This is a genomic window from Candidatus Nitrosopumilus sp. (genome assembly GCF_965223225.1).
GTDB lineage: Archaea > Thermoproteota > Nitrososphaeria > Nitrososphaerales > Nitrosopumilaceae > Nitrosopumilus.
In genome coordinates this window covers 1,359,229-1,373,596 of sequence record NZ_CBDCVU010000004.1, presented here as the reverse complement: position 1 = coordinate 1,373,596, position 14,368 = coordinate 1,359,229, and the positions used below count along the sequence as shown (strand labels likewise).

Here is a 14,368-nt window from a genome sequence, read left to right as displayed (position 1 = left end):
TTTTTTCTTATTATGATTCTGCATTTTATTTTTGTCATACAGGAAGAAGAACGTGAAAAACGACAGTTTGAATTTGAATATATTAAAAAAATGGCGCAATTCTTCAAAGTTTGGATTAAAGAAAAATTTGGAAGAGACTATGAAGTAAAATGTGACGAACTGATTACTGCTAAGAGAAGTATCTTTCAAAGAATTGATACTCATACCTTAGTGCGTGATCATGAACAAAGAGGAAAACACATCTATCATTTCTACCTCACTAATTTCAAACCTATGTGGACTGATTGTACTTGTGAGGGTTATCATGCTGAAAATTTTGGTCTGGCTTTTTGGCAACCACCCAAAGAAAGCAATAATGCTTTGTTTCTAGCCGAAAAAAATTGTACTACTGTTTCTCATGAAATAGTTCATGAGATGCTTCGTCTAGCTGGACACAAAAAATTCATTCAAGAAGTTCATGATATATGGACTAAGCATTTCTATGATCAATTAGAATTTGAACAGTATGGAGATGATTTTAAAAAAACTGATGATAAACCAATGTTCTTAACAATGAATACTTCTCATTTAAACCTGTAAATAACATGACTTAACACTTGGTGACTGAATAAATATTATTTTCAAAGTTTGCTGTTTTAAAATCTAGCTTGTTTTCTGGATCATTTGTTCTAGATTTACTTAGATTTTCGAGCTCTACTAATGCATCACCTCTGAAACCAACTGATGATCCATAAATTGCATCAATTAGCATCGTTCCGTGATCTCCTTTTTTGATGTCATCTACCATTTCGTAAAATCGTGCTGTCTCTTTTTTGTTAACCGGATTTCCCGTTGCTTTGTTGTATGCAACCGCTATGTACATTCCATTATTTTTTACTGCCACTGGGATTTTGTGATTTTTGCCAGTTGATCCTGGAATTGTTTCATTTACCAAAACCTCGCACTTGTGATACATACTTGATACATATGCATAGAACCTGTATTGTGCATACTTTCCAGCATCGTCTTCTTCACACTCGACAAATACTTTGTGTAATAATTCTAAAGCTTCATCGTTCATACTTTGTAGTCTGTCATCAATTCTTCCTCTCTCAAGTAGTTCTGACTTGCATTCTTTTGCAATTAACACTAATATGAAATCTGGTAAATTGTAATTTTTTAAAGCCGCTACAAACGCCCCTGCTTGAGACATTCCAAATTTTGGAAAACCTTTATTGACCATTTTTACGCCTCAGTTCTCTTTTAGAATTAGCTAACACTGAATTAGAAACCCGCTTTTGGCTTATAATTGTTCAGAATTATTGTGCCTATTTTTTGATTTTTGCTTGTATTTGTAATGCAAATATTAAATTCAGGATGAATCTATCAACTTCTGTGGAAATTGATACAACTACTAAACTAGTTTCGAGTGTTTATAAGAAAATAAAATCAAATATGTCCATTTACCGACAAATAGTTGGAAGACCTCTAACTCTTACTGAAAAAATCTTATGTGGACATTTCAATGAAATGGGAAATCAAAGTTTTACAGGTGGGAAAGATTATGTTTTTCTAAATCCTGATAGGGTTGCACTACAGGATGTTACAGGACAAATGGTTATGTTGCAGTTCATGCAAGCTGGCCTAAATAAAACAGCTCTACCCACAACAGTTCACTGTGATCATCTCATTCGAGCAGAGGTTCAAGGTGATATAGACATGAAAGTTTCATTAGATGAAAACAGCGAAGTTTTCAAGTTCTTACAATCAGCTGCTGCAAAATATGGATGTGGTTTTTGGAAACCAGGAGCTGGAATTATTCATCAGGTAGTTCTTGAAAATTACGCTTTCCCTGGAGGTCTGATGATAGGCACTGATTCTCATACTCCAAATGCTGGAGGATTGGGGATGATTGCAATTGGTGTAGGCGGACTTGATGCAGCTGAAACAATGGCTGGCATGCCGTGGGAATTACTTTATCCAAAACGAATTGGTGTTAAATTAACTGGAAAATTAAATGGATGGACTGCACCAAAAGACATCATCCTGAAAGTTGCAGAGGCATTGACAGTTTCAGGTGGAACAAATTCTATTGTAGAGTATTTTGGAGAAGGTACTGAATCTATTAGCTGTACTGGTAAAGCAACTATCACTAACATGGGTGCTGAAATTGGTGCTACTTGTTCAATCTTTCCGTATGATAAACGAATGGAAGTTTATTTGAAATATACTAATCGTGGTGATATTGCTGAACTTGCAAATCAAAATAAAGATTTACTTGTAGCTGATCCGGAAATTGATGAAACTCCTGAAAAATTCTTTGATAAAGTAATAGAGATTGATCTTTCAACTCTCGAACCTCATATAGTAGGACCACACACTCCTGATCTTGCACGTAGTATTTCTGATCTTGCAGACGATGTAAAATCAAATGACTATGTAGATCCTATTTCAGTGGCATTGATTGGAAGCTGCACCAATTCTTCATATGAGGATATGTCAAGAGCAGCTAGTATAGCAGAACAAGCAAAAGCAAAAGGCATCAAAGCAAAAATTCCATTACTTGTAACACCTGGTTCTGAACAAATTCGAGGAACCATTGAACGTGATGGTCAAATGGATTCTCTTATAGATATTGGTGCCACTGTTCTTGCAAATGCATGTGGTCCATGTATTGGCCAATGGAATCGACCTGAACTTGAAAAAGATCAAAGCAATAGTATTGTCACTACGTTTAATCGTAATTTTCCAGGAAGAAATGACGGACACAGAAGTACATTAAACTTCATTGGCAGTCCTGAAATGATCATTGCATTAGCTCTTGGAGGACGACTTTCTTTTAATCCTCTACATGATGAACTTACATCATCTGATGGGACAAAATTCAAACTTGAACCTCCCAAACCTGCACCCGAAGTTCCACAAGAAGGTTTCATGAGACCTGAAGGAATTTTTGTTGCCCCTCCGGAAAATTCCGAGAATGTAGATGTGTTGATAGATCCAAATAGTAAGAGATTACAGAGATTGGAACCATTTTCTAAGTGGGATGGAAAAGACTTTGAAGAAATCCCAATAATGGTAAAAGCAAAGGGCAAATGTACTACAGACCACATATCTCCTGCTGGTGCTTGGCTATCTTTACGAGGACACCTAGACAATCTTAGTGATAATATGTTGCTAGGGGCAGTCAACGCATTTACTAATGAAGTGGGACATGGAAAAAACATTCTAAATGGTAAAACTGAATCATTTTCAACTATTGCCCGACAATACAAGGAAAAACAGATGCGATGGGTAATAATTGGTGACAGCAACTATGGTGAAGGTAGTAGTAGAGAACATGCAGCAATGACTCCTAGATATTTAGGATGTGCTGCTGTTATTACTAAGAGCCTTGCACGTATACATGAAACCAATCTGAAAAAACAAGGTATTTTGGCTCTAACCTTTGCTAATCCTGATGATTATGATAAAATCCTTGAAGATGATAAAATTAGTCTGGTTAATCTGGATAAATTAGAACCACAAAAACCAGTAACTTGCATTGTTTCTCATGGCAACGGAAGCAAAGATGAAATCTTACTAAATCATTCATACAATCAATCTCAGATAGAATGGTTCAAAGCTGGTTCTGCACTTAATGTTCTCAGAGAAAAAAATTAGTTTTCATATCAATAGATATGTTTACTCTAAAGAGAAATCTTTTATTTTGATTTTGATTTATTGTACATCCTCTCTGATATTTTTGCAAACAATTCTGGGTGCAAGTTTGAAGATCAAGAAAGGTATTCCAAATATTTTAGTACATATTCTGAAAATAGTATCATAAATTCGTGCAAAAGAGTACCACGCCTAATAATAAGAACAATCAAACACAAAATATTCTAAAAATACCTCCTGCTCTAGAGGTGTAGATCTATACCTTAATCCAAAAGATATGTTTGATGATTCTTTGGTTTTAGTTGTGATGTTGGAATTTACAATCATCTATTTTTTCCAAAAGCACCTTGATGATCACTTAAACAACAACTGCATTGTTTTGGATAACATTCTTCTACTCTTTCATGTCCACATGAACCACAATGACAAAATTTATCATCTCGCATAAAATAAAATCAGAGTTTTTTCTAATTAAATAAATCCAAAGATATCATATTTGAAAATATGTGATCTATTTTAATATGGAATAATTAAAAAATGAAATTCTTCAACAATAAAGAAAATGTAATTAAACATATTCTATTACTACGGTTAAAGAGTTCTTCAAAAGATAAAAGTTAACTTTACCAAAAAACCCATTCTTTAAAAACGAGATTTCTGTGATGGTAGAAATTGCATCAAACTCTACTGTTGTTCCTGCTTATGGAAAATTATTATCAATAAATTATCTTTTAATTTTCAAAAATGAAAATCTACAGCATCTTGATAAATCTAATATTCTTCCATGAATCATGGCAACAAAGCTAGCCAAAAAAACTACAACTCCTTCTTCAACATCGCCTTTTTCTGAATTTGATAGGGTTTTTGAGAATTTTAGAAGAGATTTGGAAAAATCATTCACTTCTTTCCCTAGAATTGAATTGCCATCTCTTTCAAAATTACAAGGGACAGAATGTGATGTAATTGATGAAGGCAAACAACTGAGTGTAAAGGTGAACTTGCCTGGAATCTCAAAGAAGGAAATACATCTGAATGTAACTGATAGTGCAATGGAAATTCATGCAGAACATAAAGAAGAATCCGAAGAGAAGAAGAAAAATTATCTTAGAAAAGAGCGAAGCCAAGTAGCATATTCTAGAATTCTTCCACTTCCTGAAAAGATAATTCCAGAAAAGGTCAAATCAAAATTGACTGACGGAGTCTTAGAAGTTATCCTTCCGAAGGTAAAACCCACACCAAAATCAAAAAAGAGATCAGTTACTGTTCAATAATTTCTTTTTTTAATTTTTGAAATATTCGATTTGTCATTTAATCTAACATATACAGAAAACAAATTCAATATTACTTTTAAAAAATTCTAAGCAAATCTGTAAATCTGATAGGAACGTGGGGCCGACCGGAATCGAACCGGCGACCTACGGGTCACTACAGCTCCAAACTTACATCATCCGTGAGTCAGTTTAGCTTAGTTTACCTCTGGAGCCCTTAGCGGTGATCTATTCGTAGACACTGTCGCCCTACCAGGCTAGGCTACGACCCCACAAACAGAAATAAAATGGACTTGAATTTTAAGTTACTTTTGACTAAGATTTATTTGCTATAAACAAGAAATTACAGTTGTTAGGAAAGGCATCATGGTAAGACCGTTTTATTTAGCAATAGGCGCAATCCCTGTAATTGTTGCGCTTTTGATTTCTGTTCCTATGATTACAAAAAATGAAATTCCAATTTCTGCGGCTAATTCCTTGGATCGATTAGAAATTGAATATACAAAACATCAACTAAAGAAAATTTCTTACGGTGTTACCGAAAGAACTGGATCTCAAAAAACTGAAATCTTATTTATCAAAAACGATGGAGAATTGAAATACTCACTTACGGAACAGGGATATCTCCATCCAGATATTACATCTAAACTAGATGAAAACAAACTTGACAAAATCAAAGCTCTGATCAAAGAAACTGGATTTATGGCAGTCCCATCTGAATCCTTTCCCGTAATGGAAGATGTAACTGAGTATCAAAAGTCAAATGTTAAGGTAACACTAAACGGACGAGAAAACCAAATCCATTGGCCTGAACAAAATGCCACAACTGGTTTTATTCCTCCTATAATCACGATGGTAGAATCAGAACTTGATGATATAATATCAGAAATTATTGAATAGGTACAAATAGTCTCTAGTAACTTTTAGATCATGCTTCCTCTGTCTGGAGAACGTCTTGATGCAAAAGGGATACTTCCGGAAAAATTAAACTCATCTGATATCATACGTGGCTCTTCGACGCTTAAACGTGGATTTGCACACATGTTGAAAAATGGTGTGGTGATGGACGTAACAACTGTTGAACAGGCTCAAATTGCTGAGGATGCCGGAGCAGTTTCTGTAATGGTTTTAGATAAACTTCCCTCTGAAGTTAGAAAGGCAGGTGGTGTGGCACGAACGGCAAGCATCAAAATAATTGAAGATATAATGGATTCGGTCACAATTCCAGTTATGGCAAAATGTAGAATTGGTCATGTCAACGAGGCACTAGTACTTCAGGAAACTGATGTTGATATGATAGATGAATCTGAAGTGTTGACACCTGCTGATGAATTTCGACATATTTGGAAGTGGGATTTTACTACTCCTTTTGTTAATGGTGCTAGGTCCTTGGCAGAAGCATTAAGAAGAATTGAAGAAGGTGCTGCTATGATAAGAACAAAAGGTGAACCTGGTACGGGCAATGTTGCAGAGGCAATTACTCATATAAAAAAAGTAAATGATGAACTTAGATCTATTAAGGCAATTTATGATTCTGGTGACAATCAAGATTTGGTTCGTATGGCAAGAGAATTCAAAGTATCATATGACATTGTAGAGAAAACGGCAAAACTTGGCAGACTTCCTGTAGTAAATTTTGCAGCAGGTGGAATTGCAACTCCTGCTGATGCTGCATACCTCATGTCTTTAGGCTGTGATGGAATCTTTGTCGGTTCTGGAATTTTTAATTCTGATGATGCAAAAGAAAGAGCTCGTGCTATTGTTTTAGCTACTACGTTTTGGAATGAACCTTCTAAAGTTAAAGAAGCGCAAAGAATGATTGACGAACGACAATCTATGTTGGGATTAGATGTTAAAACATTGGAATTGCGAATGCAAGACCGTGGTGGTGCTGCATGAGTCTTAGTGTTGGAGTATTAGCTATACAAGGAGATGTTAGAGAAAATCTTCTCTCTGTGAAAAAAGCCATTGAGGAATCTGGAATAAATGCAAATGTTATTGAAGTAAAAACTCCTGATGACATTGAAAAATTAGATGGATTGATAATTCCTGGAGGTGAAAGTACTACTATTGGACAGTTATCTCTTGTCAATGGCTCCATGAAAATTATTAAAGATAAGATTCAAGCAGGTATGCCTGTTTTGGGAATATGTGCAGGCATGATTTTGCTTTCATCTACTGCAAAGGATAGGATTGTTGGTGGAATAGACCAACCCTTACTTGATGTGCTTGATGTAAAATTAGAAAGAAATTCTTTTGGACGTCAAGGTGAGTCTTTTGAATCTGACATATCTCTAAACTCTATAGGCATTTCAAAATTTAATGGAGTTTTCATTAGATCTCCTTCTGTTACAGAAGTTGGAAACGATGTTGAAATCTTGTCTGAATTTGACAATAAAATAGTTGCAGTTAAACAGGGAAATGTTATTGGAACCTCATTTCATCCTGAACTTACTCAAGATGCATCATTGCACAAATATTTTCTTAGTCTAGTGAACAAGTAATTTCTTCCATTGTAGTCCGATAACTTCTTTTAACGTATTTCATTGAGAAAAAATATGGGGAAAAGAAGCAGAAAAAAACCATTACCTAATGGCAACTCCAAAACAAAATTTGCTATAATTGGAATCATTGCTGTAATAGTAGCTGGTATTGCAATTGCATCTATGATGAATCCTGACTCATTTTCATCTAATGATAGTTCTGAATCCTCTAAACTTTCACTTGATACAAGAAGTGGTTCTCCTGTTCTAGGTGATTTATCATCTCCTGTAACCATTGTAGAGTTTGGTGATTACCAATGCCCATTCTGTAAGCGATGGAACGAGAATACTAAACCTCTAATTGAAAAAAATTACATTGACACTGGGCTTGCAAGTTTGATTTATGTTGATTTGCCCATTATTGGCCCTGATTCTTTTGTGGTTCATGCAGGAAGTTATTGTGCTGCGGAACAGAATCTTTACTGGTTCTATCATGATTTTGTTTATTCTAATCAAGGTCATGAAAATGATGGGTGGGCAAATTCAAAAAATGTTAAACTACTTGCCTCAAAAATTCCTGGCTTAGACACAGACTTATTTAACGAGTGTCTTGACTCAAAAAAATATGAACAGCGCATAAATGAAAATAAGAAAATTGCTCAAGATTCTGGTGCCAGATCAACTCCTTCGTTTATCATTATTGGCCCTGATGGTTCAGGTGAAACAATAACGGGAGCACAACCTTTTGGAACTTTTAAAACAGTGATCGATCAAATGCTTGTCAAATAATCCCTCTGTCTCTTGGATTTCTCTGTATTTTGATATTGATTGCATCTCTGTTTATTGCATATTTTTATTCTATGATCGTATGAATTGCATATAGTTTATTAGTACGCACTAAATTTTTTAGCTTAGGCAGGAGTGGTGAGGATCATTTTCCTTTACAAGTCACCTCATCATATCCTCCGATTTTATCTTGTATAAAATTATACTAGTATTTTTTGATGTGCTTGTTTTGTATTACTCTTCTATGTTGTGCATTGAGACAAAGTCTTTTGAGAACATTGTCAAATTATCTGGAATTGTAATTTTGATAGAATCTTTTAATGATAACCCTTTGTCTTTCTTTTCATTCCAAACTTTTGAGTTAAACTCTGTTATTTCTTTTGTAAACTTGTCATATTTTGTATCTGAAAATTCTGGGTCTATTTCTGCTTGTTTTTGTTTGTGGATACTATCATCTGAATACAATGTTTGCCATAAATGATCTGTGATGAATGGTGTAATTGGAGCTAAAAGTTTGAGAATAGTTGATAGTACTTTATGTAGAGTGAATATGGCTGCTTCTTTTTCTTCATCTGAAAAACCAATACCGTATGCTCTTGCCTTGACCATCTCAATATAATTTGCCGCAAAAAGATTCCAAGTAAATTCCCTTATGGCAATTGCTGGTATGAAAAAATTATACTTTTCATATCCTTTTTGACATTCTGTTATTAGGCTGTTTAATTCTGCCAAGATCCACTTGTCTGTAGCTGCCAAATTTGCAGATTCTACAACATCAAAACTGGACAAAAATCTTGATACATTCCAAAGCTTACTAAGAAATTTTTTGGTAGAATCCATTTTTTGTTCAGAACATCTAAAATCATATCCTTGGTTTACCTCGCTTGCACTCCAAAACCTAAAAGTGTCTGCTCCTAATCTCTCAATTACAGGTAAAGGATCTAGTGCATTCCCTTTACTTTTACTCATTTTCATTCCTTTCTCATCTAGACCATAACCCATTATCCAAGCCTCAGACCATGGTTTTTTACCTGTCAGAAGATCACATCTGAGAAGTGTATAGTACAACCAAGTTCTAACTATATCTTTTGCTTGAGGTCTGATAGCTGTTGGATATGTTTTCTTGAAAAATTCTTCATCCTTGTTGAATTTGGTTACAAATAGTGGTGAAATACTAGAATCCATCCAAGTATCAAAGGTTCTTTCTTCGCCTGTAAACTCTGTACCTTTGCATTTTGAACATTCTTTGATCGGACATGTTTCCTTCCAAGGCCTGTAGTATTTACCTGGTTCTGGAACGTGAGGCTCTGAACATTCTTTGCAATACCATATTGGAATCTCTGTCCCATAGTATCTTCTTCTTGATATTGGCCAGTCAATCGAAATGGACTCCAACCAATTCATCAGAATTTGTTTGTGCATTTGAGGATGAAAAGTAATTTGCATTCCTAACTCTTTCATTTTTTTAACAGAATCCATTTGTTTTAGATAGTATTCTTCCATTGGAATTATTTCAATTGGATTCTTACTTCTTTCAGAAACTGGTGTCCTATGAGAAATCTCTTCAACTTTCTCGATAAATCCCCTTTCTTCTAAATCCTCAATTATTTTTGTCCTTGCTTGCTTTGGTTTTAATCCTGAATAATCTCCTGCAACATCTGTCATTCGACCATCTAATCCAATTGCTACTACTTCCTCAAGTTTTAATTCACGAAATAACGCAACGTCATTTTGATCACCATAACTACATACCATAACAGCTCCCGTTCCAAATTCCTTTTGGGCAGAATGATGAGTTCTAACTTCAACTTCTTGATTTGTAATTGGAACAACGATCTTTTGTCCTACTAGATCAGTATACCTCTCATCTTCTTCGTTTACAATTATTGTCTTACATGCACATAGAAGCTCCGGTCTTGTACTTGCTATGACTATTTCTTGTTGAGGGTTTTCTTTTACCTTGAATTTCATGTATACTAATTTTGTTGAAAGATCAAGATACGTAATTTCTGCATCAGCTATTGTAGTGCCTGAAACCCAATCGTAGTTGTTTGGCCTTGTTGCAAGATAGATTTGACCTTTCTTCCAGAGGTCAATAAAAGTCGCTTGTGTTAAGGCTCTGTATTCTTCTGAATCTGTCCTGTAATGATCCTTTATTCCGCCACTAATCCCCAAACTTTTCATTATCTGTATCATTTCCGATTCTAAGTCATCCAAGGCCTCTTTGCACAAATCTAAAAATTTTCCTCGTTCTGTTTCGCGCATTCTAATTTTGTGTTTTTTTTCTGTGTAGATCTCTACTGGAAGACCGTTTCTGTCTATTCCAATGGGGAAATAGACATTCTTTCCTGCCATTCTTGCCGTTCTAGCAATCATATCAATTTGCGAATAATGAGATGCAGCACCTATGTGCCAGGGACGCCCAGATGGGTATGGTGGGGGAGTGTCTATCGTATAGTTATTTTCTTTTAGAACAAAATCATACAGCCCTGATTCTTCCCACTTTTTTAAAACTTGATGCTCTAGTTCTGGATTCCATGCTTTTTCTGTAATCTTAGGTTCCATGTCTTTGGTTATCTTGAAATATTTGAAATTATGTGTGAGCCTTTATTGTAGCCTTCATAGATGTAGACTCCAACTGCTTCTACATTTGATGGCATTTTTGGTGCTAATAGTTTTATAATTTCACTTGACAAATTTTCAACTGTAGCTTCTCCTTCTAAAAGATATGTAGTATTTTTTGGAACTTGCAATTCAAACATTCCTTTAGGTCCTTCAAACTTTATCATGTAGTGGGAATCATCTTCACTCTTTAGGTATTTTTTATTAATGAAAAATTTATGATCAAAAATATTAACCACTTCTTTAATGATTTTTTTTGCTACTCCAAAATCTACAAGTAAATTATTTTTCATTTGCCCGACTAATTCTACCATTACAGATGATGTGTGACCATGTAATATGGAACATTTTTCAACTAGTGGAAGTATATGTGCATAATCAAATGAGAACGATGCATCTTCTAAGAAAATAGACCCTGTTTGTGGTGTCTTGTCATAATATACGATATCTTGTAGCTCCTTTATCTGGGCAACATATTTTGCGTTTCCAATTGCCATTATTTTTTCTTGGGGGAAATCTTCTTTGAACTGTTTGTATTTTTCTATATCTTCTTCGCTGTCAATTACTTCTATCAATCCCTTGCTTGTTTTAAAATCAACATTCTCTTCTTTTCCATTTTTTAAAATAACTTTGTAATTGTACTGATATTCTTCTTCTAGGAAATCGAGCATTTGAGCTACTGTCAATTCTGTCCTAGTTTGTAACAGATTTCCTTTTTTATCGATATATCTAAAATCCGAATCAAGAATTGTAGGATTTGAAGTCATGTGAAGTCATCTCATTTTAAGTCATAATATAAATTCTATAATGCTTAGTCCTGCCTCTTATCGTGCCAAAGAGTTCAAGATTTTAGCTAGATTCACATCGTTTTTCGTAATCCCCCCTGCATCGTGAGTTGTCAAATCGATTGTTATCCTGTTGTAAACATTAAACCACTCTGGATGATGATTCATCTTTTCACATTCAATGGCGGCTCTGGTCATAAATCCAAATGCCTGACTGAAATCATCAAATTGAAATTCCTTGTGCAGCTTTTCGTTTAAAACTCTCCATCCTGACAGATTTTTTAATTCTTCGTCAATATCTTCTTGAGAAAGTCTAATCATTGTCAATGTATCATATCTGCTGGTAAATTAATAGTTAGATCGTTTAATTCATTATTGTGGTGTTTTGATAGATCTGTGGTGTCAATTGTTAAACAACAATGATGAAGATCTCTTAGAAAATATTCGAACTTCTATCTCTGATACTGTCAAAGAAGAGAGAATTGGAATTGCTTTTTCAGGTGGTGTAGATAGTACACTTATCTCAAAAATATGTGCAGATATGAAATATGACATTACTTTATTGACAATTGGATTTTCTGAATCTCATGATATATTATTTGCAAAAAAAGTAAATGAGTTCTTGAATTATGATCACCATATTTTAGAAATTAACCCAAAAACCTTTCATGATGTTTCTAAAAAAATTCACAATCTCATTAATACTGAAAACCTATCTTGGAATGAAAATTGTATCGCATTTTATTACGTGTCAAAACTTGCTCAAAGTCTAGACCTTCATACTGTTGTGACCGCAAATGGAATTGATGAACTTTTTTGTGGTTATAATGCGTATAGAGAGGCATTTTCTGGTGGGGAATCCGAGATTTCTGCCGTCATGAACTCTAAACTTGAAAACGAACTTGAAATGATGAAGGCAGTTAATCTTGTTGCATCTGACTTTAATGTGAAAATTCTTCAGCCTTTGCTTTCTGAGAATTTCATTACTTTTGCAAAAACTATTCCTTTGTCAGAAAAAATTCATAGCTCTGATGATCTTTATAGAAAACATATCATACGTCGACTTGCAAGCCAGATAAACGTCCCGTCAATTTCTTGTACTAAACGAAAAAAAGCATTGCAGTATGGTTCAAAAATCCACAAGACTTTGTTAAAGGTCAGACGAACTTCTTGACTGTTTTTTGAACGGATTTGTTTACGTTTTTAATTATAGCTGGTGAAGCTCCCAGGTGTTTTTCTGGTGAAAATATCGAATCAATCTCTTTTTCTGTTAATTTTGATGAAAATGCCTTGTCCCTCTTAATGGCTTCTTTGTATTGAATGCCTTTATCCTTTGCATCAAATGCTACTCTTTGGACATCTCTGTATGCTACAAATCTTGGCACTCCTTTTTTTATCAAGGCTTCTAAAACAAATTCAGCAAATATCTGACCCTTTGTAATGTACAGATTTTGAACAATTCGATCCTTGTTAATCAAAAGATTTGAAACAATTCTGGTGATGGTTTCTAACATTTCATCCACCAAAATTGAAGATGTTGGGATGATAAATCGTTCGTTGGCAGAATTTGATAAATCTCTTTCATGCCATAGTGGAATATTCTCAAATGCGATATTTACATGACTTCGCATCATTTTTGCAAATGAAGAAACTCTTTCACTTTTGATTGGATTTCTTTTTACTGGTACTGCGCTGCTTCCCATCTGACCTTTCTTGAATTGTTCGGCTACCTCTCCTATCTCCGTTCTCTGAAGGTTTCTAATTTCTACTGCAATTTTTTCCAAAGTAGAAGCGATTAATGCAACTTCAAAAATAAATTCGGCATATCTTTCTCTTGGTATTACTTGGGTGGTAACTTCTGCTGGATAAAGGTCGAGTTTTCTTGCAACTCTTTTTTGGACCTCAAGTGACTTTGCACCCATTAATGACCCTGTACCCACAACTCCTAGAGTTTTGCAAATTAGAATACGTTTTTTCATCTCCTCAATTCTTTCTACGTGTTTTGCCATTTCTGCTGCCCAATTTGCAAACTTTAATCCAAATGAAATGATGCTTGCATGTTGACCATGGGTTCTTCCTACTGATGGGATATTACTATGAGACATTGCTTTCTCAGATAATATGAGAGCTAACTTTGCAACTTTTGGTTCTATGATCTTTAGTGCATCTCTCATTTGCATTGAATTACTAGTATCTACCAAATCATTACTTGTCAATCCATAATGAATCCATGGTCTTTCGTCTTTTGCACATTTCTCACTTAGAGCCTCTACCAAAGCAGCAGTGTCATGATCACTTTTAGCCTCTAGTTGTTTTATTCTTTTAGCTATAATTTTTCCCGAAGTGGCTACTTTGAAAACATTCTTGCCCACTTTTTTTGGAATTAATCCAATTTCACTTTGTGCTAGCGCAGCTGAACCTTCAATTTCTAATTGATAATCAACTTTCTTTTGTTCACTAAATACTTCCAGCATTTGTTTGGTTCCATAACGTCCACTATCAATTGGTAAGATTGCCAATGACTATGTGTTTTAGACATTAAAAATAAACCTACTCCTATAGAAATATTTCAAACATCATTATTGTTCTATTTGCCTAATTCTAGGATTTTCGTTCTTTGAAATCAATTTAGGTAAAAATTTTCATCCTTTTTCTTTCATTTACTTTTAATCTGTTTTTCTGTAATCTCATAATCTTGCCTTAGTTATTTTTAGAATTGCAAAAATTTTGATTTGGTTTGTATTTTTTCTAAAATTCTTCTGTTGATTTAAATTGGATTGACCAA

At 34.5% G+C, this 14,368-nt stretch carries 13 protein-coding genes and 1 tRNA gene; 8 read left to right on the top strand and 6 right to left on the bottom strand.

What is annotated here, in order from left to right:
- Positions 1 to 12 precede the first annotated feature (12 nt).
- A complete protein-coding gene (locus ACOQN3_RS08795) occupies positions 13 to 579 on the top strand; it encodes a hypothetical protein (protein WP_420546094.1) in 567 nt (188 codons plus the stop codon).
- A 10-nt stretch (positions 580 to 589) separates the two neighbouring features.
- On the opposite strand, the gene ACOQN3_RS08790 is transcribed toward ACOQN3_RS08795, so the two are convergent.
- Positions 590 to 1,222 carry a hypothetical protein gene (locus ACOQN3_RS08790; RefSeq protein WP_420546093.1) on the bottom strand — a complete coding sequence of 211 codons (633 nt, stop codon included), beginning with the start codon at positions 1,220 to 1,222 and terminating at the stop codon, positions 590 to 592.
- A 152-nt stretch (positions 1,223 to 1,374) separates the two neighbouring features.
- Here ACOQN3_RS08790 and ACOQN3_RS08785 point away from each other — a divergent pair, with 152 nt between their 5' ends.
- Both ACOQN3_RS08785 and ACOQN3_RS08780 read left to right on the top strand, forming a co-directional pair.
- Positions 1,375 to 3,642, top strand: coding sequence for an aconitate hydratase (locus ACOQN3_RS08785; protein ID WP_420546092.1), 2,268 nt, complete (start codon positions 1,375 to 1,377; stop codon positions 3,640 to 3,642).
- A 788-nt stretch (positions 3,643 to 4,430) separates the two neighbouring features.
- Complete coding sequence (locus tag ACOQN3_RS08780; protein WP_420546091.1) at positions 4,431 to 4,910, top strand: Hsp20/alpha crystallin family protein; 480 nt, start codon at positions 4,431 to 4,433, stop codon at positions 4,908 to 4,910.
- A gap of 116 nt (positions 4,911 to 5,026) precedes the next feature.
- Here the strand turns inward: ACOQN3_RS08780 and ACOQN3_RS08775 are convergent.
- Positions 5,027 to 5,179 (bottom strand) — tRNA-Trp (locus ACOQN3_RS08775).
- A gap of 94 nt (positions 5,180 to 5,273) precedes the next feature.
- On the opposite strand from ACOQN3_RS08775, the gene ACOQN3_RS08770 reads away from it, so the two are divergent.
- From ACOQN3_RS08770 to ACOQN3_RS08755, 4 genes are read left to right on the top strand one after another with little or no spacing between them, the layout of a single operon-like run.
- Positions 5,274 to 5,807: a hypothetical protein gene (locus tag ACOQN3_RS08770; RefSeq protein WP_420546090.1), complete on the top strand. Its 534-nt coding sequence runs from the start codon at positions 5,274 to 5,276 to the stop codon at positions 5,805 to 5,807.
- Between the two features lie 30 nt (positions 5,808 to 5,837).
- Positions 5,838 to 6,806 carry a pyridoxal 5'-phosphate synthase lyase subunit PdxS gene (pdxS, locus tag ACOQN3_RS08765; protein ID WP_420546089.1) on the top strand — a complete coding sequence of 323 codons (969 nt, stop codon included), beginning with the start codon at positions 5,838 to 5,840 and terminating at the stop codon, positions 6,804 to 6,806.
- Positions 6,803 to 7,411, top strand: a complete 609-nt coding sequence (gene pdxT, locus ACOQN3_RS08760) for a pyridoxal 5'-phosphate synthase glutaminase subunit PdxT (RefSeq protein WP_420546088.1) — start codon at positions 6,803 to 6,805, stop codon at positions 7,409 to 7,411. Before pdxS ends, pdxT begins: the two co-directional genes overlap by 4 nt.
- Before the next feature lie 54 nt (positions 7,412 to 7,465).
- Complete coding sequence (locus ACOQN3_RS08755; RefSeq protein ID WP_420546087.1) at positions 7,466 to 8,179, top strand: DsbA family protein; 714 nt, start codon at positions 7,466 to 7,468, stop codon at positions 8,177 to 8,179.
- A gap of 231 nt (positions 8,180 to 8,410) precedes the next feature.
- On the opposite strand, the gene ACOQN3_RS08750 is transcribed toward ACOQN3_RS08755, so the two are convergent.
- Genes ACOQN3_RS08750 through ACOQN3_RS08740 form a run of 3 tightly spaced genes read right to left on the bottom strand, consistent with a single transcriptional unit; the run spans position 8,411 to position 11,904 of the window.
- Complete coding sequence (locus tag ACOQN3_RS08750; RefSeq protein WP_420546086.1) at positions 8,411 to 10,741, bottom strand: valine--tRNA ligase; 2,331 nt, start codon at positions 10,739 to 10,741, stop codon at positions 8,411 to 8,413.
- Positions 10,742 to 10,749: 8 nt separating this feature from the next.
- Positions 10,750 to 11,565: a 6-pyruvoyl trahydropterin synthase family protein gene (locus ACOQN3_RS08745; protein ID WP_420546085.1), complete on the bottom strand. Its 816-nt coding sequence runs from the start codon at positions 11,563 to 11,565 to the stop codon at positions 10,750 to 10,752.
- A gap of 57 nt (positions 11,566 to 11,622) precedes the next feature.
- Positions 11,623 to 11,904, bottom strand: a complete 282-nt coding sequence (locus tag ACOQN3_RS08740) for a 4a-hydroxytetrahydrobiopterin dehydratase (protein ID WP_420546084.1) — start codon at positions 11,902 to 11,904, stop codon at positions 11,623 to 11,625.
- A gap of 85 nt (positions 11,905 to 11,989) precedes the next feature.
- On the opposite strand from ACOQN3_RS08740, the gene ACOQN3_RS08735 reads away from it, so the two are divergent.
- The gene (locus ACOQN3_RS08735; RefSeq protein ID WP_420546083.1) at positions 11,990 to 12,757 is read left to right on the top strand and encodes an asparagine synthase C-terminal domain-containing protein; all 768 of its coding nucleotides are present in this window, start codon (positions 11,990 to 11,992) and stop codon (positions 12,755 to 12,757) included.
- Here ACOQN3_RS08735 and purB read toward each other — a convergent pair.
- Positions 12,741 to 14,102: an adenylosuccinate lyase gene (purB, locus tag ACOQN3_RS08730; RefSeq protein WP_420546082.1), complete on the bottom strand. Its 1,362-nt coding sequence runs from the start codon at positions 14,100 to 14,102 to the stop codon at positions 12,741 to 12,743. The two genes, ACOQN3_RS08735 and purB, sit on opposite strands and share 17 nt — an antisense overlap.
- Between the last annotated feature and the right edge of the window lie 266 nt (positions 14,103 to 14,368).